Consider the following 22,640-nt stretch of genomic DNA (forward strand, 5'->3'; position numbering starts at 1 on the left):
CGCGTGAAGCGCCACCTCGTCTCCACCGCCGACCTCGGCCGCGACGACGCCCTGCTGATCCTGGACACCGCCGAGGAGCTCTCCCAGTTCTCCGGACGGGCCGTCAAGAAGCTGCCGACGCTGCGCGGCCGCACCGTCGTCAACCTGTTCTTCGAGGACTCCACCCGCACCAAGACCTCCTTCGAGGTCGCCGAGAAGCGGCTCTCCGCGGACGTCATCAACTTCTCCGCCAAGGGCTCCTCGGTCTCCAAGGGCGAGAGCCTCAAGGACACCGCGCTGACCCTGCAGGCGATGGGCGCCGACGCCGTGGTCATCCGGCACCACGCCTCCGGCGCGCCCGCCCGGCTGGCCGGCTCGGACTGGCTGCACGGCTCGGTGATCAACGCCGGCGACGGTACCCACGAGCACCCCACCCAGGCCCTGCTGGACGCCTTCACCCTGCGTCGCCACCTCAACCCCGGCACCGGGCGCGACCTGGCCGGCCGCCGGGTCGCCATCGTCGGCGACATCCTGCACAGCCGGGTCGCCCGCTCCAACGTGCACCTGCTGACCACGCTCGGCGCCGAGGTGGTCTTCGTCGCCCCGCCGACCCTGCTGCCGATCGGCATCGAGACCTGGCCCTGCGAGGTCTCCTACGACCTCGACAGCGTGCTGCCCAAGGTCGACGCGGTGATGATGCTGCGGGTCCAGCGCGAGCGGATGAGCGCCGCCTTCTTCCCCACCGAGCGCGAGTACTCCCGGCGCTACGGCCTGGACGGCACCCGGCTGGCCAAGCTGCCCGAGCACGCCGTCGTCATGCACCCCGGTCCGATGGTCCGCGGCATGGAGATCACCGCCGAGGTCGCCGACTCCCCGCGCTGCACCGTGGTCGAGCAGGTCGCCAACGGCGTGTCCGTCCGGATGGCCGTGCTCTACCTGCTGCTCGGCGGCGCGGTCTTCGCCGACGCCCCCGCCGACGCCCCCCGCACCACCGAACTCCCGGAGGCCGCCCAGTGACCACCTACCTGATCCGCAACGCCCAGATCCTCGGCGGCGCCCCCCAGGACATCCACGTCGTCGACGGCGTCTTCGCCGCGATCGGCGAGGACCTCGACGTCCAGGCCGACATCGACATCGACGCGCACGGCCTGATCGCCCTGCCCGGCCTGGTCGACCTGCACACCCACCTGCGCGAGCCCGGCCGGGAGGACGCCGAGACCGTCCTCACCGGCACCCGGGCCGCCGCGATGGGCGGCTACACCGCCGTGCACGCGATGGCCAACACCTTCCCGGTCGCCGACAGCGCCGGCGTGGTCGAGCAGGTCTGGCGGCTGGGCCGCGAGTCCGGCTACTGCGACGTGCAGCCGGTCGGCGCCGTCACCGTCGGCCTGGAGGGCAAGCAGCTCGCCGAGCTCGGCGCGATGCACGACTCCGCCGCCGGGGTGCGGGTCTTCTCCGACGACGGCAAGTGCGTGGACGACGCGGTGATCATGCGCCGCGCGCTGGAGTACGTGAAGGCGTTCGACGGCGTCGTCGCCCAGCACGCCCAGGAGCCCCGGCTGACCGCCGGCGCCCAGATGAACGAGGGCCTGGTCTCCGGCGAGCTCGGCCTCGGCGGCTGGCCCGCCGTCGCCGAGGAGTCGATCATCGCCCGGGACGTGCTGCTCGCCGCGCACGTCGGCTCCCGGGTGCACATCTGCCACCTCTCCACCGCCGGCTCGGTCGAGATCGTCCGCTGGGCCAAGAGCAAGGGCTGGGACGTCACCGCCGAGGTCACCCCGCACCACCTGCTGCTCACCGACGAACTGGTCCGCAGCTACGACCCGGTCTACAAGGTCAACCCGCCGCTGCGCACCGCCGAGGACGTCGAGGCGCTGCGCCGCGCGCTGGCCGACGGCACCATCGACGCCGTCGCCACCGACCACGCCCCGCACCCCGCGGAGGACAAGGACTGCGAGTGGGCGGTCGCCGCGATGGGCATGGTCGGCCTGGAGACCGCGCTGTCGGTCGTGCAGCAGACCATGGTCGACACCGGCCTGCTGAACTGGGAGGGCGTCGCGGACCGGATGTCGCACCGCCCGGCCCGGATCGGCCGGCTGGCCGGGCACGGACGGCCGATCTCGGTGGGCGAGCCTGCCAACCTGGTGCTGTTCGATCCCGCGTACCGTGGAGTGGTGAACCCCGACACCTTCGCGACCCGCTCCCGCAACAGCCCGTACCGGGGCATGGACCTGCCCGGACGGGTGCACGCCACCTTCCTGCGCGGCGAGGCCACCGTGCTCGCCGGCGAACTGGTCGAGCGCTGATGCGGCTCGCCACCGAGAAGGGCCACGTCACCGACTGGCCCGGGTACGTCGGCGCGACGGTGGGCCTGCTGGTCCTGATCGCGCTGGTGTACTGGCTGATGCGGCAGGGCTGGAACTGGCGGCGCACCCTCCAGTCCGACCTGCCGGAACTGCCCGCGGTGCCCGCGGAGACCGGCCCGGCGCTGCTGACGGCGCCCGGCCGCTACCACGGCTCCACCACCGCGGGGAACTGGCTGGACCGGGTCGTCGCGCACGGCCTGGGAACGCGCAGCCTCGCCGAACTGACCCTCACCGAGCGGGGCCTGCTGGCCCGCCGCCCCGGCGAGGCCGACCTGTGGATCCCCGCCGCCGCGCTCACCGGCGCCCGCACCGACTCCGGCATCGCCGGCAAGGTCGTGCCGAGCGGGCTGCTGGTGGTCGGCTGGACGCACGGGCCGCGCGCGCTGGAGAGCGGCTTCCGGCTGGACGCCGCCGACGCGCACGAGGACTGGGTCGAGGCCGTCGAGGCACTAGTGACACGTACGAAGACGATGAAGACGGAAGAGGCCGCCACATGACCGCACCTGCCCCCACCACGCAGCGCACCAGGCGGGAGCGCGTGCCTGCCGTGCTCGTCCTGGAGGACGGCCGGACCTTCCGCGGCCAGGCGTACGGCGCGGTCGGCGAGACCTTCGGCGAGGCGGTCTTCAACACCGGCATGTCCGGCTACCAGGAGACCCTGACCGACCCGTCGTACCACCGCCAGGTGGTCGTGATGACCGCCCCGCAGATCGGCAACACCGGCTGGAACGACGAGGACGACGAGTCGCAGCAGATCTGGGTGTCCGGCTACGTGGTCCGCGACCCCGCCCGGGTCGCCTCCAACTGGCGCTCGAAGCGCTCGCTGGACGAGGAGCTGGAGCGCCAGGGCGTCGTCGGCATCAGCGGCATCGACACCCGCGCGCTCACCCGCCACCTGCGCGAGCGCGGCGCGATGCGGGTCGGCATCTTCTCCGGCCCGGCCGTCGCCGACCAGGCCGAGCTGCTCGCCAAGGTGCAGCAGGCCCCGGAGATGAAGGGCGCCGACCTGTGCGCCGAGGTCGCCACCAAGGAGACCTACGTCGTCCCGGCGATCGGCGCGAAGAAGTTCACCGTCGCCGCCCTCGACCTGGGCATCAAGGGCATGACCCCGCAGCGGATGGCCGAGCGCGGCATCGAGGTGCACGTGCTGCCCGCCAACTCCACCGTCGAGGACATCTACGCCGTCCGGCCCGACGGCGTGTTCTTCTCCAACGGCCCGGGCGACCCGGCCACCGCCGACCGCCAGGTCGAGGTGCTGCGCGGCGTGCTGGCGAAGAAGACCCCGTTCTTCGGCATCTGCTTCGGCAACCAGCTGCTGGGCCGGGCCCTCGGCTTCGGCACCTACAAGCTCAAGTACGGCCACCGCGGCATCAACCAGCCGGTGCAGGACCGCACCACCGGCAAGGTCGAGGTGACCGCCCACAACCACGGCTTCGCCGTGGACGCGCCGCTGGACCAGGTGAGCGACACCCCCTTCGGGCGGGTCGAGGTCTCCCACGTCTGCCTCAACGACGACGTGGTCGAGGGCCTGCAGGCACTCGACATCCCCGCCTTCAGCGTGCAGTACCACCCCGAAGCGGCAGCCGGCCCGCACGACGCCGCCTACCTCTTCGACCGCTTCGTGAGCCTTATGGAGGGCCAGCGTGCCTAAGCGCACCGACATCAAGTCCGTTCTGGTCATCGGCTCCGGCCCGATCGTCATCGGCCAGGCGGCGGAGTTCGACTACTCGGGCACGCAGGCCTGCCGGGTGCTCAAGGCCGAGGGGCTGCGGGTCATCCTGGTCAACTCCAACCCGGCGACCATCATGACCGACCCGGAGATCGCCGACGCCACCTACGTCGAGCCGATCACCCCCGAGTTCGTCGAGAAGATCATCGCCAAGGAGCGCCCCGACGCGCTGCTGCCGACCCTCGGCGGCCAGACCGCGCTGAACACCGCGATCTCCCTGCACAAGGCCGGCACGCTGGAGAAGTACGACGTCGAGCTGATCGGCGCCGACGTCGACGCCATCAACAAGGGCGAGGACCGCGAGCTCTTCAAGGGCGTCGTCGAGGCCGTCAACGCCAAGATCGGGTACGGCGAGTCCGCCCGCTCGGTGATCTGCCACTCGATGGAGGACGTCCTCGCCGGCGTCGACACCCTCGGCGGCTACCCGGTCGTGGTCCGCCCCTCCTTCACCATGGGCGGCGCCGGCTCCGGCTTCGCGCACGACGAGGAGGACCTGCGCCGGATCGCCGGACAGGGCCTGGCGCTCTCGCCGACCACCGAGGTGCTCCTGGAGGAGTCCATCCTCGGCTGGAAGGAGTACGAGCTGGAGCTGATGCGCGACAAGCACGACAACGTGGTCGTCGTCTGCTCGATCGAGAACTTCGACCCGATGGGCGTGCACACCGGTGACTCGATCACCGTCGCCCCGGCGATGACCCTCACCGACCGCGAGTACCAGGTGCTGCGCGACATCGGCATCGCCGTGATCCGCGAGGTCGGCGTCGACACCGGCGGCTGCAACATCCAGTTCGCGGTCAACCCCGAGGACGGCCGGGTCATCGTCATCGAGATGAACCCGCGCGTCTCGCGCTCCTCCGCGCTGGCCTCCAAGGCCACCGGCTTCCCGATCGCCAAGATCGCCGCGAAGCTCGCCGTCGGCTACACGCTGGACGAGATCCCCAACGACATCACCGAGCAGACCCCGGCCTCCTTCGAGCCGACCCTCGACTACGTCGTCGTCAAGGTGCCGCGGTTCGCGTTCGAGAAGTTCCCGTCCGCCGACGCCACGCTGACCACCACCATGAAGTCGGTGGGCGAGGCCATGGCGATGGGCCGCAACTTCCCCGAGGCGCTGAACAAGGCGCTGCGCTCGCTGGAGAAGAAGGGCTCCCAGTTCACCTGGGTCGGCGAGACCGGCGACAAGACCGAGCTGCTGGCGAAGGCCGTCGTCCCGACCGACGGCCGGATCAACACCGTCATGCAGGCGATCCGGGCCGGCGCCACCCCGGAGGAGGTGTTCGAGTCCACCAAGATCGACCCGTGGTTCGTCGACCAGCTCTTCCTGATCAACGAGATCGCCGTCGAGCTGGGCGAGGGCGCCGAGCTCGACCCCGAGCTGCTGCGCCACGCCAAGCGGCACGGCTTCTCCGACCAGCAGATCGGCGAGATCCGCGGCCTGAAGGCCGACGTTGTCCGCGAGGTGCGGCACGCGCTGGGCATCCGCCCGGTGTTCAAGACCGTCGACACCTGCGCCGCCGAGTTCGCCGCCAAGACCCCGTACTTCTACTCGTCCTACGACGAGGAGAGCGAGGTCGCCCCGCGCACCAAGCCCGCCGTGATCATCCTGGGCTCCGGCCCGAACCGGATCGGCCAGGGCATCGAGTTCGACTACTCCTGCGTGCACGCCTCCTTCGCGCTCGCCGACGCCGGGTACGAGACCGTGATGGTCAACTGCAACCCGGAGACCGTCTCCACCGACTACGACACCTCCGACCGGCTCTACTTCGAGCCGCTCACCCTGGAGGACGTGCTGGAGATCGTCCACGCCGAGCAGCAGGCCGGACCGCTGGCCGGCGTGATCGTCCAGCTCGGCGGCCAGACCCCGCTCGGCCTGGCCCAGGCGCTCAAGGACAACGGCGTGCCGATCGTCGGCACCCCGCCGGAGGCGATCCACCTCGCCGAGGAGCGCGGCGCGTTCGGCCGCGTCCTGAAGGAGGCCGGGCTGCCGGCCCCCAAGCACGGCACCGCGTTCTCCTTCGAGGAGGCCAAGGCGATCGCCGACGAGATCGGCTACCCCGTGCTGGCCCGCCCGTCCTACGTGCTCGGCGGCCGCGGCATGGAGATCGTCTACGACGAGCCCTCGCTCGCCTCCTACCTGGAGCGGCACGCCGGCCTGATCTCCGAGCACCCCGTGCTGATCGACCGCTTCCTCGACGACGCCGTCGAGATCGACGTCGACGCGCTGTACGACGGCGAGGAGCTGTACCTCGGCGGCGTCATGGAGCACATCGAGGAGGCCGGCATCCACTCCGGCGACTCCGCCTGCGCGCTGCCCCCGATCACCCTCGGCGGGTACGACATCAAGCGGCTGCGCTCGGCCACCGAGGGCATCGCCAAGGGCGTCGGCGTGCGCGGCCTGATCAACATCCAGTTCGCGCTGTCCGGCGACATCCTCTACGTGCTGGAGGCCAACCCGCGCGCCTCCCGCACCGTGCCGTTCACCTCCAAGGCCACCGCCGTCCCGCTGGCCAAGGCCGCCGCCCGGATCTCGCTCGGCGCCACCGTCGCCGAACTGCGCGCCGAGGGCCTGCTGCCGCGCGAGGGCGACGGCGGCACGCTGCCCGCCGACGCGCCGATCTCGGTCAAGGAGGCCGTGATGCCGTGGTCGCGCTTCCGCGACGTGCACGGCCGCGGCGTCGACACCGTGCTCGGCCCGGAGATGCGCTCCACCGGCGAGGTCATGGGCATCGACCGGGTCTTCGGCACCGCGTACGCCAAGTCCCAGGCCGGCGCGTACGGCGCCCTGCCCACCACGGGCAAGGTGTTCGTCTCGGTCGCCAACCGCGACAAGCGCAACCTGGTCTTCCCGGCCCGCGCGCTGGTCGAGCTCGGCTTCGAACTGCTCGCCACCACCGGCACCGCCGAGGTGCTGCAGCGCGGCGGCATCCCCGCCACCGTGGTGCGCAAGCACTCCGACGGCGAGGGCCCGGGCGGGGAGAAGACCATCGTCCAGCTCATCCACGAGGGCGGGGTCGACCTGATCATCAACACCCCGTACGGCACCGGCGGCCGCCTCGACGGCTACGAGATCCGCACCGCCGCGGTCTCCCGGGGCGTGCCCTGCCTGACCACCGTGCAGGCGATGGGCGCGGCCGTCCAGGGCATCGCCGAGCTGCGGCGCGGCGAGATCGGCGTGATGTCGCTGCAGGAGCACGCGACGCTGATCAACTCCGGCCGCAACTAGGCCGAAACCGTGGGGGGCACGCCGGTCCGGTTGCCGGGTGCCCCCCACGTCCATGTCCCGGCTCGGCACGGCTTACGGCTCACGGCCCACGGAGGGTTGCCCGCGCGATGTACAAGCTCCTGTTCAACCTGGTCTTCAAGAAGATGGACCCGGAGAAGGCCCACCACCTGGCGTTCTTCTGGATCCGGCTGGCCGCCTCGGTGCCCGGCCTGCGCTCCCTCGTGCGCGCCGTGCTCGCCCCGCGCGACCCCCGGCTGCGCACCACCGCGCTCGGCCTCGACCTGCCCGGCCCGTTCGGCCTCGGCGCGGGCTTCGACAAGAACGGCATCGGCATCGACGGCCTGTCGATGCTCGGCTTCGACTACGTCGAGATCGGCACCGTCACCGGCGAGCCGCAGCCCGGCAACCCCGCCCCCCGGCTGTTCCGGCTCGTCGAGGACCGCGCCCTGATCAACCGGATGGGCTTCAACAACCAGGGCTCCGCCCGGGTCGCCACCCGCCTCGCCGCCCGCCCGCACACCAGCAACACCCCCGTCCTCGGCGTCAACATCGGCAAGACCAAGGTCGTGCCGGAGGACGAGGCGACCGCCGACTACCTGAAGAGCGCGAGGGCGCTGGCGCCCCACGCCGACTACCTGGTCGTCAACGTCTCCTCGCCGAACACCCCCGGACTGCGCAACCTGCAGGCCGTCCAGGTGCTCGGCCCGCTGCTCTGGGACGTCCGCAAGGCCGCCGACGAGGTCACCAACCACCACGTCCCGCTGCTGGTGAAGATCGCCCCCGACCTCGCCGACGAGGACATCGACGAGATCGCCGACATGGCCCTGCACCTCGGCCTCGACGGCATCATCGCCACCAACACCACCATCGGCCGCGAGAACCTGCGCACCCCCGCCGCCCGGATCGAGGAGATCGGCATGGGCGGCCTCTCCGGCGCCCCGCTCAAGGCCCGCTCCCTGGAGGTGCTGGAGCGGCTGCGCAAGCGCACCGACGGCCGCCTCGCCATCGTCTCGGTCGGCGGCATCGAGACCGCCGAGGACGCCTGGCAGCGGATCCTGGCCGGCGCCGACCTCGTCCAGGGCTACTCTGCGTTCATCTACGAGGGGCCGTTCTGGATGCGCAAGGTCCACAAGGGCCTGTCGGCCCGGCTGCGGGCCGCGGGGTACGCGAGCATCGGGGAAGCGGTGGGCAAGGGCAACCGCTGAGCCGCCGGCCCGCCGGCCCGCCGGCCGCGGGGGCCCCGGGGGTCTCGGGGGCAGGAGCTTCGGGGAGCGGGCGGGGAGGGCGACCGCCGAGCCGCCGGCCGGGGGAGCGGCGGCGGGCGGAGGGTCGGACGAGGACGACCGCTGTGGCGGCAGGCGTGGCGGAAGGGAGCGGCGGGGATGGCCGATCCGGTGGTGGTCCGGGCCGAGGTGGGCGGCGGCCCGGTCGCCTTCGGGCTCGCCGTGATGCGCACCGGCCGGGACGCCCTCGAATCCACCCCGGCCGGCGCGTCCGGCGTCGCGGTCGGCTCCGAGCCGCTGCGCGACCCGACGGCGCCGCTGCGGACCCCGGACGAACTGCGCGCGCGGCTTCGCCGCCCACACCGACGCGGTGGGGCTCGCCCACCGCACCACCACGACGGAAGACGGAAGACAGCAGATGACTGACAGCACGCCCTTCGGCACCCGCCTGCGGACCGCCCTCGACACCCGGGGCCAGCTCTGCGTCGGCATCGACCCGCACGCCGCGCTGCTCACCGCCTGGGGCCTGAACGACGACCTGGCGGGCCTGGAGACCTTCTCGCGCACCGTGGTCGAGGCGCTGGCGGACCGGGTCGCGGTGCTCAAGCCGCAGTCCGCGTTCTTCGAGCGGTTCGGCAGCCGCGGCGTGGCCGTGCTGGAGCGCTCGGTGGCCGAGGCGCGGGAGGCCGGGGCGCTGGTGCTGATGGACGCCAAGCGCGGCGACATCGGCTCGACCATGGCGGCGTACGCGGAGGCGTTCCTGTCGCCGGACAGCCCGCTGTTCTCCGACGCGCTGACCGTCAGCCCGTACCTGGGCTTCGGCTCGCTGCAGCCGGCCGTCGACCTGGCGCACGCGAACGGCTGCGGGCTGTTCGCGCTGGCGCTGACCTCGAACCCGGAGGGGCACGAGGTGCAGCGGGCCGTCGGCGCGGACGGGCGGAGCGTGGCGCAGGCCGTGCTGGGGCGGTTGGCGGCGGAGAACTCCGGCGCCGAACCGCTGGGCTCGTTCGGCGCGGTGGTCGGCGCGACGCTCGCCGACGCGGGGGTGGACCTGGCGATCAACGGCCCGCTGCTGGCCCCCGGGGTGGGCGCGCAGGGCGCCACCGCGGCCGACCTGCCGCGGGTCTTCGGCGACCAAGTCCGCAACGTGGTGCCCTCGGTGAGCCGTGACGTGCTGAAGCACGGGCCCTCGGTGCAGGCCCTCCGGCAGGCCGCGCAGGTGTTCGTCGACGATGTGAGGGCCGTCACAAACCGATGAGTATCGGGGCGCCAACTCGGTTGATTTGACCGGAAAACTCCCAGGTCGGCCCCTGCTGACCTGGACTTTTCGTGTTCTTTTCCTGACGCGGCGGCCCAAGTTGGGTAGTGTCCGGCGGTAGGACGCCAGTTGGCGGTGGTCACGGCCACCTCCGCAGGTCAGAGACCTGTGGCGTCCCGGCACCACCAAGTCATGGCTCATCCCTTCCATCCACACCTGAGGTGAACGGCGTGGCTCTTCCGCCCCTTACTCCCGAACAGCGCACCGCCGCGCTCGCCAAGGCCGCCGAGGCTCGCCGGAAGCGTGCCGACGTCAAGAACCGGCTGAAGCACTCGGGCGCCTCGCTGCACGACGTCATCAAGGCCGGCAAGTCCGACGACGAGGTCATCGGCAAGATGAAGGTCTCCGCCCTGCTGGAGTCCCTGCCGGGTGTCGGCAAGGTGCGCGCCAAGCAGATCATGGAGCGCCTCGGCATCTCCGAGAGCCGTCGCGTGCGCGGCCTCGGCACGAACCAGATCGCCTCCCTGGAGCGGGAGTTCGGCGGCGCCGCCTCCTGATCGGAGGCCGGTGTCGGCGGAACGTCCGCGATCCGGGATAATCGGTACATGAGTGAGCGTCCGCGGCTGACCGTGCTCTCCGGCCCCTCCGGGGTCGGCAAGAGCACGGTCGTCGCTCATATGAGGAAGCAGTTCCCCGAGGTCTGGCTGTCGGTGTCGGCGACGACCCGGCACCCGCGCCCGGGTGAGCGCGACGGCGTGCAGTACCACTTCGTCGACCACGAGCAGTTCGACAAGCTGGTGGCCAACGGCGAGCTGCTGGAGTGGGCGGTCTTCGCCGGGAACCGGTACGGGACGCCGCGGCAGGCGGTGCTCGACAAGCTGGACAAGGGCGAGCCGGTGCTGCTGGAGATCGACCTCCAGGGGGCCCGGCAGGTCAAGGAGTCCATGCCCGAGGCGCAGCTGGTCTTCCTGGCCCCGCCGAGCTGGGAGGAGCTGGTGCGCCGGCTCACCGGCCGGGGCACCGAGTCGCAGGACGTGATCGACGAGCGGCTCGCCGCGGCGAAGGTCGAGCTGGCGGCCGAGGCGGAGTTCGACACGACGCTTGTCAACACCTCCGTCGAGCAGGTGGCGGCCGAACTGCTAGCCTTGCTCGGTGTAGCCTGACCGGATCGGTTGCATCCAGCCGATACCTGTAAATCACTTCGGAAGGTTTAGCGTGTCCTCTTCGATGACCGCGCCCGAGGGCATCATCAACCCGCCGATCGACGAGCTGCTTGAGGCCACCGACTCCAAGTACAGCCTGGTGATCTACGCGGCCAAGCGCGCCCGCCAGATCAACGCGTACTACTCGCAGCTGGGCGAGGGCCTGCTGGAGTACGTCGGCCCGCTGGTCGACACCCACGTGCACGAGAAGCCGCTGTCGATCGCGCTGCGCGAGATCAACGCCGGCCTGCTCACCGCCGAGGCGGTCGAGGGCGCCTGAGCCCCGGTACCACCCGCAGGGCCCGTTCCGATGCCGTTCCCGGCACCGGGGCGGGCCCTGCGGCCGTGTGCCCGGCGACACGTCGCAGCCGTCCGGCGGGGGGTCGTAAGGTGGGCCCGAGTCCGTCGCAGCCCGTCACGGCCCGTCGCAACGCCCGTCGCAGCAAGGAGAGCCGACCGTCATGAACGCGTCCCGTGTGGTCCTCGGGGTGAGCGGCGGGATCGCCGCCTACAAGGCCTGCGAACTGCTGCGGAGGTTCAGCGAGTCCGGGCACGAGGTGACGGTGGTGCCGACCGCGGCGGCGCTGCACTTCGTCGGCGAGGCGACCTGGGCGGCGCTGTCCGGGCGGCCGGCGGCGACCGAGACCTGGGAGCGGGTGCACGAGGTCCCGCACGTGCGGATCGGGCAGCAGGCGGACCTGGTGGTGGTCGCCCCCGCGACCGCGGACCTGCTGGCGAAGGCCGCCCACGGCCTGGCCGACGACCTGCTGACCAACACCCTGCTGACCGCGCGCTGCCCGGTGGTGTTCGCGCCCGCCATGCACACCGAGATGTGGGAGCACCCCGCCACCCAGGAGAACGTCGCCACGCTGCGGCGGCGCGGCGCGATCGTGATCGAGCCCGCGGTGGGCCGGCTCACCGGCGTCGACACCGGCAAGGGCCGGCTGCCCGACCCGGCCGAGATCTTCGCGGCCTGCCGCCGGGTGCTGGTGCGCGGCGGCCTGGAGCGGGACCTGACGGGCCGTCACGTGGTGGTCTCGGCGGGCGGCACCCGCGAGCCGCTCGACCCGGTGCGCTTCCTCGGCAACCGCTCCTCCGGCAAGCAGGGGTACGCGCTGGCCGCCACCGCGCTGGCCCGCGGCGCCCGGGTCACCCTGGTCGCGGCGAACACCGCGCTGCCCGACCCGGCCGGGGCGGACGTGGTCCGGGTCGGCACCGCGATGCAGCTGCGCGAGGCGGTGCTGCGGGCCGCCGAGGACGCCGACGCGGTGGTGATGGCCGCCGCCGTCGCCGACTTCCGGCCCGCCGAGTACGCCACCGGCAAGATCAAGAAGGTGGACGGGGTCGAGCCCGCGCCGATCGCGCTGGTCCGCAACCCCGACGTGCTGGCCGAGGTGTCGGCCGACCGGGCCCGCGAGGGACAGGTGGTGGTCGGCTTCGCCGCCGAGACCGACGACGTCCTCGCGCACGGCCGGGCCAAGCTCGCCCGCAAGGGCTGCGACCTGCTGGTGGTCAACGAGGTCGGCGACGGCAAGGCGTTCGGCCAGGACACCAACAGCGCCGTGCTGATCGGAGCGGACGGTTCCGAGGTCCACATCGCGGACAGTCCGAAGGAGATCCTGGCCGACGCGATCTGGGACCAGGTCGCCGCCCGGCTGCCCCGCGCGGAGCCGGAAACGGAGCGTTAACCCGGGCAACACCCCTGGTCGCCCCGGTAGTTGGCTCCGGCCGGCCGGCCGGTCCGACGGCGACCCGGGCTGACCGGCGAAGATCCGCACGGTGTGATTCGCGTCCCGGACACGACAGACCTTCGCACGCAGCACCCACGATCGGTAGCCGACCGTTACACTCCACTCCAGGAATCAAGTCTTTCCGGATGCCTCGGGACTTCCGAGCGCATTCAGTCAGCAGCCGCTGCAACCCCAGGGAGCGCTGTGTCTCGCCGCCTGTTCACCTCGGAGTCCGTCACCGAGGGACACCCCGACAAGATCGCTGACCAGATCAGCGACACCATCCTGGACGCCCTCCTCAAGGACGACCCGACCTCCCGCGTCGCCGTGGAGACCCTGATCACCACCGGCCTGGTGCACATCGCCGGCGAGGTCACCACCAAGGCGTACGCGCCGATCGCGCAGCTGGTCCGGGAGAAGATCCTGGAGATCGGCTACGACTCGTCCAAGAAGGGCTTCGACGGCGCCTCCTGCGGCGTGTCGGTGTCGATCGGCTCGCAGTCCCCGGACATCGCGCAGGGCGTGGACACCGCCCACGAGCACCGGGTCGAGGGCGACGTCGAGGACGAGCTGGACCGCCAGGGCGCCGGCGACCAGGGCCTGATGTTCGGCTACGCCTGCGACGACACCCCCGAGCTGATGCCGCTGCCGATCACCCTCGCGCACCGGCTCTCCCGCCGCCTGACCGAGGTCCGCAAGAACGGGACCATCCCGTACCTGCGCCCCGACGGCAAGACCCAGGTCACCATCGAGTACGACGGCGACCGCGCCGTGCGCCTGGACACCGTGGTGGTCTCCTCGCAGCACGCCAGCGACATCGACCTGGACTCGCTGCTCACCCCCGACATCCGCGAGTTCGTGGTCGAGCCCGAGCTCAAGGCGCTCGCCGACGAGGGCATCAAGCTGGTCACCGAGGGCTACCGGCTGCTGGTCAACCCGACCGGCCGGTTCGAGATCGGCGGCCCGATGGGCGACGCCGGCCTGACCGGACGCAAGATCATCATCGACACCTACGGCGGCATGGCCCGCCACGGCGGCGGCGCCTTCTCCGGCAAGGACCCGTCCAAGGTCGACCGCTCCGCCGCCTACGCGATGCGCTGGGTCGCCAAGAACATCGTCGCCGCGGGCCTGGCCAGCCGCGCCGAGGTCCAGGTCGCCTACGCGATCGGCAAGGCCGAGCCGGTCGGCCTGTTCGTCGAGACCTTCGGCACCGAGACCGTCCCGGTCGCGAAGATCCAGGACGCCGTCACCCGGGTCTTCGACCTCCGCCCGGCCGCCATCATCCGCGACCTCGACCTGCTGCGCCCGATCTACCAGCAGACCGCCGCGTACGGCCACTTCGGCCGCGAGCTGCCGGACTTCACCTGGGAGCGCACCGACCGCGCCGAGGCGCTGAAGGCCGCCGTCGCGAGCTGAGCCCGCTGCTGCGCTCGGAGCCGCCGGCCGGGGAGTCCCTCCCCGGCCGGCGGCTCCGTCGTGTTGTCGGCGGGGTCCGCTAGGTTGGGGGCGTGAGCAGCGCGGACGGCACCGGGGAGCAGTTGGCGTTCATCCGGGAGACGGTGCGCCGGGCGAAGCCGAGGGCCGCGCGCGGGGTGGTGCTCGCCGAACGGAAGCCGGTCGCCCGGGTGCTGGTCGACAAGGGCGTGCTGAGCCTCGACCAGTACTTCGACTACGCGGTGCCCGAGGCGATGTCCGAGGACGCCCAGCCCGGCGTCCGGGTCCGGGTCCGCTTCGGCGGCCGGGTCGGCGCGCACGGGCGGCGCGAGGGCGGCTCGCTGCACGACGGGTTCGTGGTCGAGCGGCGGGACGACTCCGACTACGCGGGCCCGCTGGCCCCGCTCGCCCGCGTCCTGTCGCCCGAGCGGGTGCTCACCCCGCCGCTGCTGCGGCTGTGCCGGGCCGTCGCCGACCGCTACGCCGGCACCCTCGCCGACGTGCTGCAACTGGCCGTCCCGCCGCGGCACGCCGGGGCGGAGGGCGAACCCTCGCCGCGCCCGCTGCCCCCGCCGGGGGTTCCGGCGCCCGGCAGCTGGGAGCGCTACCTGCACGGCCCGGAGTTCCTGGCCTCGCTGGCGGGCGGCCACGCGCCGCGCGCGGTGTGGACGGCGCTGCCCGGCCCCGACTGGCCCGCCGAGATCGCCCGCGCCGTCGCCGCGACCCTCGCCGCCGGGCGCGGCGCGCTGGTGGTGCTGCCGGACGGGCGCGCGGTCGCCCGCGCGGACGCGGCGCTGCGCGCCCTGCTCGGCGAGGGGCGGCACGCGGTGCTGGCCGCCGAGGCCGGCCCGCAGGAGCGCTACCGGCGCTGGCTGTCCGTCAGCCGCGGCTCGGTGCACGCCGCGATCGGCACCCGGGCGGCGGTGTTCGCACCCGTGCGCGACCTCGGACTGGTGGTGGTCTGGTCGGACGGCGACAGCAGCCACAGCGACCCGAACGCCCCCTACCCGCACGTGCGCGAGGTCGCGCTGCTGCGGGCCGCCGAGGAGGGCGCGGCGGTGCTGCTCGGCGGTGTGTCGATGACGGTCGAGGCCGCGCAGCTGCTGCGCTCCGGCTGGGCGCGCCCGCTGGCCGCCGCCCGGGAGACGGTCCGCCGGACCGCGCCCCGGGTGCGCACCGTCACCGAGTACGACCAGGCCCGCGACGGCGCGGCGCAGGCCGCCCGGCTGCCCTCGGTCGCCTGGGAGACCGCCCGGGAGGCACTGACCTGCGGGCCGGTGCTGGTCCAGGTCCCGCGCCGGGGCTACGCGCCCCGGCTGGCCTGCGCCCGCTGCCGGGAGGCGGCCCGCTGCCGGGCCTGCGGCGGCCCGCTGGAGTCCCCGGCGGCGGACGCGGCGCTGGTGTGCGCCTGGTGCGGCACGGAGGAGCAGGACTGGCACTGCGCCGAGTGCGGGTCGTTCCGGCTGCGGGCCGCGGTGGTGGGCGTGCGGCGCACGGCGGAGGAGCTCGGCAAGGCGTTCCCGCGGGTGCCGGTGCGCACCTCCGGGCGGGACGCGGTGCTCGCGACCGTGCCGGGCGCGCCCGCGCTGGTGCTGGCCACGCCGGGCGCCGAACCGGTCGCCGACGGCCCCGGCTACGCGGCGGCCCTGCTGCTCGACGGCTGGGCCCTGCTCAACCGGCCCGACCTGCGGGCCGGCGAGGAGGCGGTGCGGCGCTGGCTGACCGCGGCCGCGCTGGTCCGACCGGCCGACGAGGGCGGCACCGTCGTGGTCGTCGCGGAGGCGGCGGCGCGGGCGGTGCAGGCCCTGGTGCGGTGGGACCCGGCCGGGCACGCGGGCGTCGAACTCGACGAACGGGAGGAGCTGCGCTTCCCGCCGGTCTCCCGGATGGCCTCGGTCACGGGGCCCGCGCAGGCGGTCGCGGACCTGCTGGGACTGCTCCGGCTCCCCGCGGGCGCGGACGTGCTGGGCCCGGTGCCGGTCTTCGGCGGGGGCGGAGGCGGGGCCGGGAGCGGAGGCGCAGCCGGGGCCGGGGGCGGGGGTGGCGCGAAGGGGGCGCGGGAGGAGGGGGTGGAGCGCGCGTTGGTACGGGTCGCGCCGGGGCAGGGGGCCGCGCTGGCCGCCGCGCTGAAGGCGGCGCAGATCGCGCGACTGGCCCTGCGGGGGGCGGAGACGGTGCGGATCCGGGTGGACCCGACGGACATCGGGTAGGACGGAGCGGGGGCGCGGCGGGTTTCTCCGCGCCCCCGGACGTACGGCGGGGTCAGCGGGTGCGCTGGGGCATCAGGGGGCTGGCCTGGCGGGCCTGCGGGATCGGGGGGCGGGCGGCCGTCGCGGCGGCGGCGGGGACGGGCGGTGGCGGGGGTGCGGGGGCGTCGATCTCGCGCGGGGAGGGGAGCAGCTCGCCGGTGGGGCGGCGCATGCCGTAGCGGCGGTGCACGGCCTGCTTGGTGACGCCCAGCGCGGAGCCGACCGAGTCCCAGGAGAAGCCGAGGGCGCGGTCGAACTCGACGGCGGCGGCGACCAGGGTCTCGACGCTCTCGCGCAGCTCCTGGGCGAGGCGGACGGTCGGGGCGGGCGCGCGGCCGTAGACCACGAATCCGGCGGAGGTGCTGGGGCGGCGGGGACGGTAGACGTTGCCCAGCTGGGCGGTGAGCGTCCGAAGGGCGTCGACCTGGCGTCGGACCCGTTCGATGTCCCGCACCAGCAGGTGCAGGGACGCCCGGGCCCGGGCGTCGTGGTTGATCTGCTCGGCCATGGCCTCGTTGCCACCTCTCGGTCGGGTCGCGTGCTCGGGGCGCTCGCGCGTCCCGGTCAATTCGCATTGACCAACGCACGGCGGGTCGTTGGGTCACGCGCGGAGTGCGACTCGGGATATGCCAGTGGCCGCTCCGAACCGGCGGCGGGGATTGCATAGACTTCCCGGAGGCCGTCGTTTCCGGGCGGTCGTGTCGGTGCAGAGGGAGTCGCAGTCTTGGCAGTTCAGCCGATCCGGATCTTCGGCGACCCGGTGCTGCGGGCGACCGCGAAGCCGGTGACCGTCTTCGACAAGGAACTGCGGAAGCTGGTGAAGGACCTCACCGACACCATGCTGGAGGCGCCCGGCGCGGGGCTGGCGGCGCCGCAACTGGGCGTCTCGCTGCGGGTGTTCACCTACAACGTGGACGGCGTGGTGGGCCACCTGATCAACCCGGACCTGTCGCTCAGCGAGGAGGAGCAGGACGGCCCGGAGGGCTGCCTGTCGCTGCCCGGCCTGCGGTTCGACACCAAGCGGGCGTACGGCGTGGTCGCCCGGGGCGTCAACATGCACGGGGAGCCGGTGGAGGTGGAGGGCACCCAGCTGCTGTCGCGGTGCATCCAGCACGAGACCGACCACCTGGACGGGATCATCTTCATCGACCGGCTGGACCGGGAGACCCGGAAGGCCGCGATGAAGGCGATCCGGGAGAGCGACTGGGGCGGCGGCCCGGCGCCGACGGTGCGGATCTCGCCGCATTCCACGTTCGGGCCGATTCGCTGACCGCGCGCCGGGCCGCGCCGCCCGCGCGCCCGTCTCCCCGAGCGGATCGGGAAAGCCGGTGATCGGGTGGGACGCCCGTCCGACGGTCATTCTCCGGCAATCCGATCTTCCGACCTTCCCACTCCACTGAAAGGCCCCCGCCCGTGCGTCTCGTCTTCGCCGGCACCCCCGAGGTCGCCGTTCCCGCCCTGGACGCCCTGCTGGCCTCCCGGCACGAGGTGGTCGCCGTGGTGACCCGCCCCGACGCGCCGGCCGGGCGCGGGCGCAAGCTGGTGGCCAGCCCGGTCGCGCAGCGCGCCGCGGAGGCGGGCATCGAGGTGCTCAAGCCCGTCCGGCCGAGCGAACCGGAGTTCATGGCCCGGCTCGCCGAGATCGCCCCCGACTGCTGCCCCGTGGTGGCGTACGGCGCGCTGATCCGGCCCGGCGCGCTGGAGATCCCGGTGCACGGCTGGGTCAACCTGCACTTCTCGCTGCTGCCCGCGTGGCGCGGCGCCGCGCCCGTGCAGCACGCGGTGATGGCGGGCGACGAGGTCACCGGCGCGTCCACCTTCCGGATCGAGGAGGGCCTCGACTCCGGGCCGGTGTTCGGCGTCCTCACCGAGACCGTCAAGCCCACCGACACCAGCGGCGACCTGCTCGGCCGGCTCGCCCGCGCGGGCGCCGAACTGCTGGTGCGCACCATGGACGCGATCGAGGACGGGCAGGCCCGCCCCGAGCCGCAGCCGCTCGCCGGGGTCACGCTGGCGCCCAAGCTCACCGTCGAGGACGCCCGGATCGAGTGGACCCACCCCGCGCTGCGGGTCGACCGGGTGGTGCGCGGCTGCGCGCCCGCGCCCGGCGCCTGGACCACCTTCCGCGGCGAGCGGCTCAAGGTCACCGGGCCGGTCCGGCTGCTGCCGGACGAGAGCGCGCTGGCGCCGGGCGAGCTGGCGGTCGCCAAGAACAGCGTCCGGGTCGGCACCGGCAGCCACGAGGTGGAACTCGGCGAGGTCCGCCCGCAGGGCAAGAAGGCGATGCCGGCCGCGGACTGGGCGCGCGGCGCCCGGATCGAGTCCGGGGAGCGCTTCGAGGGCTGAGGCGCGGGCGGGGCCTTCGGGCGGCGGGCGCGCGGCGGGTTCGGCCTAGACTTGGGGCGAGGCCCCTCGGCGGGCCGGACCTGATCCGCAGCACCTTTGGTTTCGAGGCACCGTTTTGAGCACCCCCGCCGGCGCGAAGCGCGCCCCCCGCCCGCACCGCCGTCCCAAGAAGGACCCCGCCCGGATCGTCGCGTTCCGGGCGCTGCGGGCCGTCGACGAGCGCGACGCGTACGCCAACCTGATCCTGCCCTCGCTGCTGCGCGAGGCCGAGCGCAAGGGCATGGAGCGGCGCGACGCCGCGCTCGCCACCGAGCTGGTGTACGGCACGCTGCGCGGCCAGGGCACCTACGACGCGGTCATCGCGGCCTGCGTGGACCGCCCGCTGCGCGAGGTCGACCCGCCGGTGCTGGACGTCCTCTCGCTGGGCGCGCACCAGCTGCTCGGCACCCGGATCCCCAGCCACGCCGCGGTGTCCGCGACCGTCGAACTGGCCCGGGTGGTGCTCGGCGACGGCCGCGCCAAGTTCGTCAACGCCGTGCTGCGCAAGATCAGCGCCCAGGACCTGGCGGGCTGGGTCGCCCAGGTCGCCCCGCCGTACGAGGACGACGCCGAGGACCACCTCGCCGTCGTCCACTCCCACCCGCGCTGGGTGGTCTCCTCGCTGTGGGACGCGCTCGGCCGCTGGCAGCCGGACGCGAGCGGGCGGCAGGCGATGGAGCAGCTGCTGGAGGCCGACAACGCCCGCCCCGAGGTGACCCTGGTGGCCCGCCCCGGCCGCTCCTCGGTCGCCGAGCTGCGCGAGGCGCTGCCCGAGGTCGAGGACGGCCGCTGGTCGCCGTACGCGCTGCGACTCACCGACGGCGGCGACCCGGCCGGGGTCGACGCGGTGCGGGAGAACCGGGCCGGCGTCCAGGACGAGGGCAGCCAGCTGGTCGCGCTCGCCCTCGCCAACGCCCCGATCGACGGCCCCGACCGGCTCTGGCTGGACGGCTGCGCGGGCCCCGGCGGCAAGGCCGCGCTGCTCGGCGCGGTCGCCGCGGAGCGCGACGCGGCGCTGGTCGCCTCCGAGAAGCAGCCGCACCGCGCCCGGCTGGTCGCCCGCGCGCTGGACGGCAACCCCGGCCGGTACGCCGTCATCACCGCCGACGGGACGCGCGGCGCCTGGCAGCGGGGCGCCTTCGACCGCGTCCTGGTCGACGTGCCCTGCTCGGGCCTGGGCGCGCTGCGCCGCCGCCCCGAGGCGCGCTGGCGGCGCCGCCCCGAGGACATCGCCGGATTCGGGCCGCTGCAGCGGGAGTTGCTGCGCTCCGCGCTGGACGCGGCCCGTGTCGGCGGCGTGGTCGGCTACGCCACCTGCTCGCCGCACCTGGCGGAGACCCGGGCCGTGGTCGACGACGTGCTGCGCGGCCGGGAGGACGTCGAGTGGATCGACGCCCGCCCGTTGCTGCCCGGCGTCCCCGACCTCGGCGAGGGCCCGGACGTCCAGCTCTGGCCGCACCTGCACGGGACGGACGCGATGTACCTGGCGCTGCTGCGGCGAACCGCCTGACCGTACGCGGGAGTCGAGCCGGCGACTCGCCCGGCCGCCGGTCGCCCTGCCCGGGGAGGTGCCGTTCCACGAGGCGCAGCCAGGGCTCCACGCGCCCTGCCCCGCTTCGGCACCGACCTGACGGAGGGGCAGTTCCCGTTCGGGGGCGGGCGTGTCCCCCGGGGCGGGGGCGGCTCCCGGTGCGGTGGCCGTTCGGACGGGCAGCGGGTACTGGACAAGCGGGCCGGGGCGGCAGAGGGTGGTGACCATGGAGTACACCCACCTCGGCCGCACCGGCCTGTCCGTCTCGCCGCTCTGCCTCGGCACCATGAACTTCGGCCCGCACACCGTGGAGGCCGACGCGCACCGGATCATGGACGCCGCGCACGAGCACGGCATCAACTTCTTCGACACCGCCAACGTCTACGGCTGGGGCGAGAACAAGGGCCTCACCGAGACCATCATCGGCAACTGGTTCGCCAAGGGCGGCGGTCGGCGCGAGAAGACCGTGATCGCCACCAAGCTGTACGGCGACATGGGGGACTGGCCCAACGAGGGCAAGCTCTCCGCGCTCAACATCCGCCGCGCCGTGGACGCCAGCCTGCACCGCCTGCAGACCGACCACATCGACCTGTACCAGATGCACCACGTCGACCGGGACACCCCCTGGGACGAGATCTGGCAGGCGATGGAGGTGCTCACCCTCCAGGGCAAGATCATCTACGTCGGCTCCTCCAACTTCGCCGGCTGGCACCTCGCGCAGGCCCAGGAGGCCGCCAAGGCCCGCAACTTCCTCGGCCTGACCAGCGAGCAGTCGCTCTACAACCTGATCGAGCGCAGCGTCGAGCTGGAGGTGGCCCCCGCCGCCCAGCACTACGGCCTCGGCCTGATCCCGTGGTCCCCGCTGCACGGCGGCCTGCTCGGCGGCGTGCTGCGCAAGGAGCGCGAGGGCGTCCGCCGCGCCTCCGGCCGCGCCCTGGACACCCTGAACGAGCGCCGCGAGCAGATCCAGGCGTACGAGGACCTGTGCGCGGAGCTCGGCCACGAGCCCGGCGACGTCGCGCTCGCCTGGCTGCGCACCCGGCCGGCCGTCACCGCCCCGATCATCGGCCCCCGCACCGAGGAGCAACTGGCCGCCGCCGTCCGCTCGTTGGACGTCCAGCTGGACGCCAAGACGCTGGAGCGGCTGGACGAGATCTTCCCCGGCTACCGCACCGCGCCCGAGCACTACGCCTGGTGACGGCGGGCCGTCGGCCCGGAGCGGGTGGGCCGGGGGCCTGAGGCGGGCGGCCTGGAGGGCTTGACGGTTCAGCCGGTGGCGCGGACGTGGACCCCGCCCGAGCCGTCCGGACCGGGGGGCCGCCGCCGGACGCCGCCCTCCGGGCCCCCGCTGCCGGGAGCAGGGCGGCCTCGGCCGGCTCGTCGCCGGGCGGGGCCGCCCTCGGGTCGTCCGGGCGGGGCGCCGCGCCGCCGGGCCCGGGGAGGTCGTAGGTGCGCGGGAAGGCGTCGAGTCAGAAGTACACCGCGCAGCCGCGCCGTTCGAGGGCGTCGACCAGGTGCGGGGCGGGCTGGCCGGCGGCCCAGCGCAGGTCGAGCTTCTCCAGGGAAGGGAGTTCGGCCAGCCAGGACGGGACCTTTGCCAACGGGTTTCCGCGCAGGTCGAGTTCGCGCAGCAGGGGCAGTTCGGCCAGGGTGCGGGGCAACGACTCCAGCCGGTTGTCGCGCAGTTCCAGGCAGCGCAGTTCGCGCAGTCCCGGGAGCGAACCGGGCAGCGCGGTGAGCGAGTTGCCGCGCAGCCGCAGTTCGCGCAGCCGGGCCAGGTCGCCGATCCGGTCCGGAAGCGCGGTCAACCGGCAGTCCTGCGCGCGCAGTTCGAGCAGACCGGTCAACGCGCAGACAGTGTCCGGGAGTTCGGTGAGGGGGTTCTCGCCGACGTTGAGGTAGCGCAGCCAGTGCAGGCGACCCAGGGTGGCGGGCAGCGCGGTCAGCCGGTTGTCGTGCAGGTAGAGGAAGTCGGACAGTCCGGTCAGGTCGCCGATCCGCTCGGGGACGGCGGTGAGCGCGTTGTGCCCCAGGTCGAGCGTCCGGAGGGCGGTGAACTCGCCGATGGTGTCCGGGAGTTCGGTCAACCGGTTGTCCGCGAGGATCAGCACCTCGGCGTCCGTGCGCTCCCACACCTCGTCCGGCACGGTGTCCAGCCCCGCCCGCCACAGGTTCACCGTCGTGTCCGTCACCGCGCCCCCTCCGGCCGGTGCGCGGTCTCCGGGGCGTCGGCGGGGTCGGGGCGGGTGGCGGTCAAGGCTGCTCCGTTCACGGGCGGGCGCGGGTGAGGGTGTGGACGATACTGCGGAACGCCGGGCGGTGCCGGGTTCG

The 22,640-nt window shown here is 73.6% G+C and carries 20 protein-coding genes; 18 read left to right on the forward strand and 2 right to left on the reverse strand.

All coding sequences use genetic code 11. The annotated features are described in order from the left end of the window. The first annotated feature begins 3 nt into the window (after positions 1-3). From ACWEO5_RS16460 to ACWEO5_RS16525, 14 genes are all read left to right on the forward strand, one after another. On the forward strand, positions 4-996 hold the full coding sequence (locus ACWEO5_RS16460; protein ID WP_344551429.1) for an aspartate carbamoyltransferase catalytic subunit: 993 nt from the start codon (positions 4-6) through the stop codon (positions 994-996). Further along, entirely contained in the window at positions 993-2,285 is a 1,293-nt protein-coding gene (locus ACWEO5_RS16465) for a dihydroorotase (RefSeq protein ID WP_344551428.1), read from the forward strand. Before ACWEO5_RS16460 ends, ACWEO5_RS16465 begins: the two co-directional genes overlap by 4 nt. After that, positions 2,285-2,842 (forward strand): PH-like domain-containing protein, encoded by a 558-nt coding sequence (locus ACWEO5_RS16470; protein ID WP_344551427.1) that lies wholly within the window; start codon positions 2,285-2,287, stop codon positions 2,840-2,842. Before ACWEO5_RS16465 ends, ACWEO5_RS16470 begins: the two co-directional genes overlap by 1 nt. Then, on the forward strand, positions 2,839-3,996 hold the full coding sequence (gene carA, locus ACWEO5_RS16475) for a glutamine-hydrolyzing carbamoyl-phosphate synthase small subunit (protein WP_452163025.1): 1,158 nt from the start codon (positions 2,839-2,841) through the stop codon (positions 3,994-3,996). The genes ACWEO5_RS16470 and carA overlap by 4 nt, the downstream gene beginning before the upstream one ends. Further along, positions 3,989-7,297, forward strand: coding sequence for a carbamoyl-phosphate synthase large subunit (carB, locus tag ACWEO5_RS16480; protein ID WP_452163026.1), 3,309 nt, complete (start codon positions 3,989-3,991; stop codon positions 7,295-7,297). The genes carA and carB overlap by 8 nt, the downstream gene beginning before the upstream one ends. Before the next feature lie 107 nt (positions 7,298-7,404). Then, entirely contained in the window at positions 7,405-8,502 is a 1,098-nt protein-coding gene (locus tag ACWEO5_RS16485) for a quinone-dependent dihydroorotate dehydrogenase (protein ID WP_452163027.1), read from the forward strand. 177 nt (positions 8,503-8,679) lie between these two features. Further along, positions 8,680-8,946, forward strand: a complete 267-nt coding sequence (locus ACWEO5_RS16490; protein ID WP_452163028.1) for a hypothetical protein — start codon at positions 8,680-8,682, stop codon at positions 8,944-8,946. After that, complete coding sequence (pyrF, locus tag ACWEO5_RS16495; protein WP_344551421.1) at positions 8,939-9,778, forward strand: orotidine-5'-phosphate decarboxylase; 840 nt, start codon at positions 8,939-8,941, stop codon at positions 9,776-9,778. Before ACWEO5_RS16490 ends, pyrF begins: the two co-directional genes overlap by 8 nt. Positions 9,779-10,008: 230 nt before the next feature. Further along, complete coding sequence (gene mihF / locus ACWEO5_RS16500) at positions 10,009-10,335, forward strand: integration host factor, actinobacterial type (RefSeq protein WP_030459182.1); 327 nt, start codon at positions 10,009-10,011, stop codon at positions 10,333-10,335. Positions 10,336-10,383: 48 nt separating this feature from the next. Continuing rightward, positions 10,384-10,941, forward strand: a complete 558-nt coding sequence (gmk, locus tag ACWEO5_RS16505) for a guanylate kinase (protein WP_014134532.1) — start codon at positions 10,384-10,386, stop codon at positions 10,939-10,941. A gap of 52 nt (positions 10,942-10,993) precedes the next feature. Continuing rightward, entirely contained in the window at positions 10,994-11,260 is a 267-nt protein-coding gene (gene rpoZ / locus ACWEO5_RS16510) for a DNA-directed RNA polymerase subunit omega (protein ID WP_030459184.1), read from the forward strand. A gap of 181 nt (positions 11,261-11,441) precedes the next feature. Beyond that, positions 11,442-12,668, forward strand: a complete 1,227-nt coding sequence (coaBC, locus tag ACWEO5_RS16515) for a bifunctional phosphopantothenoylcysteine decarboxylase/phosphopantothenate--cysteine ligase CoaBC (protein WP_452163029.1) — start codon at positions 11,442-11,444, stop codon at positions 12,666-12,668. Between the two features lie 246 nt (positions 12,669-12,914). After that, positions 12,915-14,126, forward strand: a complete 1,212-nt coding sequence (metK, locus tag ACWEO5_RS16520; RefSeq protein ID WP_452163030.1) for a methionine adenosyltransferase — start codon at positions 12,915-12,917, stop codon at positions 14,124-14,126. A 92-nt stretch (positions 14,127-14,218) separates the two neighbouring features. Beyond that, positions 14,219-16,354 carry a primosomal protein N' gene (locus ACWEO5_RS16525; protein WP_452163031.1) on the forward strand — a complete coding sequence of 712 codons (2,136 nt, stop codon included), beginning with the start codon at positions 14,219-14,221 and terminating at the stop codon, positions 16,352-16,354. A gap of 52 nt (positions 16,355-16,406) precedes the next feature. Here the strand turns inward: ACWEO5_RS16525 and ACWEO5_RS16530 are convergent, their stop codons facing one another. Further along, entirely contained in the window at positions 16,407-16,901 is a 495-nt protein-coding gene (locus ACWEO5_RS16530) for a hypothetical protein (protein WP_452163032.1), read from the reverse strand. Between the two features lie 216 nt (positions 16,902-17,117). On the opposite strand from ACWEO5_RS16530, the gene def reads away from it, so the two are divergent. The 4 genes from def to ACWEO5_RS16550 all read left to right on the forward strand — a co-directional run bounded on the left by def (position 17,118) and on the right by ACWEO5_RS16550 (position 21,507). Further along, a complete protein-coding gene (gene def, locus ACWEO5_RS16535; RefSeq protein ID WP_344551416.1) occupies positions 17,118-17,663 on the forward strand; it encodes a peptide deformylase in 546 nt (181 codons plus the stop codon). 143 nt (positions 17,664-17,806) lie between these two features. Continuing rightward, a complete protein-coding gene (fmt, locus tag ACWEO5_RS16540) occupies positions 17,807-18,739 on the forward strand; it encodes a methionyl-tRNA formyltransferase (RefSeq protein WP_452163033.1) in 933 nt (310 codons plus the stop codon). 115 nt (positions 18,740-18,854) lie between these two features. After that, the gene (locus tag ACWEO5_RS16545) at positions 18,855-20,288 is read left to right on the forward strand and encodes an RsmB/NOP family class I SAM-dependent RNA methyltransferase (RefSeq protein ID WP_452163034.1); all 1,434 of its coding nucleotides are present in this window, start codon (positions 18,855-18,857) and stop codon (positions 20,286-20,288) included. Positions 20,289-20,535: 247 nt separating this feature from the next. Further along, complete coding sequence (locus tag ACWEO5_RS16550; protein ID WP_344551413.1) at positions 20,536-21,507, forward strand: aldo/keto reductase; 972 nt, start codon at positions 20,536-20,538, stop codon at positions 21,505-21,507. A 271-nt stretch (positions 21,508-21,778) separates the two neighbouring features. On the opposite strand, the gene ACWEO5_RS16555 is transcribed toward ACWEO5_RS16550, so the two are convergent. Next, the gene (locus ACWEO5_RS16555; RefSeq protein WP_452163035.1) at positions 21,779-22,501 is read right to left on the reverse strand and encodes a leucine-rich repeat domain-containing protein; all 723 of its coding nucleotides are present in this window, start codon (positions 22,499-22,501) and stop codon (positions 21,779-21,781) included. Positions 22,502-22,640: the final 139 nt, after the last annotated feature.

The sequence above is a fragment of the Kitasatospora sp. NPDC004272 genome, from assembly GCF_053603035.1.